The sequence below is a fragment of the Streptomyces sp. BE303 genome (genome assembly GCF_036290945.1).
Classification (GTDB): domain Bacteria; phylum Actinomycetota; class Actinomycetes; order Streptomycetales; family Streptomycetaceae; genus Kitasatospora.
The window spans coordinates 1-330 of sequence record NZ_JAQYWZ010000652.1; the positions used below are offsets into that span (position 1 = coordinate 1).

At 72.7% G+C, this 330-nt stretch carries 1 pseudogene; it reads right to left on the minus strand.

Annotation, left to right across the window (positions count from 1 at the left end):
* Positions 1-330 (minus strand): annotated as a pseudogene (locus tag PUR56_RS15320) (SDR family NAD(P)-dependent oxidoreductase); the annotation flags it as partial.

A 330-nucleotide genomic window follows, 5' to 3' on the forward strand; every position in this document is an offset into this window, starting at 1 on the left:
CCGGCTTCCAGGTGACGCGGTATCGCCAGCCGTCGATGAGCGACCGTTCCTGGCCGCGCGCCCGCCAGGTCGACAGCGCGGGCAGCACGGTGGCGGCGGCATCGGTATCGACACCCAACTCCGCTGCGAACGCCGGGAGAGCGCCCCTCTCGACGCCGTTCCAGACGCCCGCCTCCGCAGGTTCCGCCGCACGGCCGGGCGCTGCTGCTTGCAGCCAGTACCGCTGGTGCTGGAAGGCGTAGGTCGGCAGCTCGGCCGGTCGGACGCCCGTGAACAGCGGCGACCAGTCGACCGGGACACCGTTGACGTGCAGGGTCGCGAGCGCCGTCA